The 236-nt window shown below is 49.6% G+C and carries 1 protein-coding gene; it reads left to right on the top strand.

What is annotated here, in order from left to right:
- Positions 1–236, top strand: a 236-nt coding sequence (locus B4920_RS27995; protein ID WP_173862750.1) for a dihydroxy-acid dehydratase, incomplete at both ends; no start/stop codon positions are given.

Raw genomic sequence — 236 nt, 5'->3', positions numbered from 1 at the left:
CGCCGTTATCCATCTAAAGGCCATTGCCGGCAGGATAGGAGTTGAGCTGTCACTCGATGACTGGCGCCATGGTTACGCAGTACCGACCATAGTGAATCTTAAGCCTTCGGGTCAATACTTAATGGAAGACTTTTACTACGCAGGTGGACTGCCAGCAGTATTAAGGCAGCTGTTTGAGCATGATTTACTGAGCAAAAACACGCTCACCGTCAATGCTGCTAGCCTCTGGGACAATG

The organism is Zoogloea sp. LCSB751 (assembly GCF_002028455.1).
Taxonomy (GTDB): Bacteria; Pseudomonadota; Gammaproteobacteria; order Burkholderiales; family Rhodocyclaceae; genus Zoogloea.
This window is presented reverse-complemented; position numbering and strand designations above follow the sequence as displayed.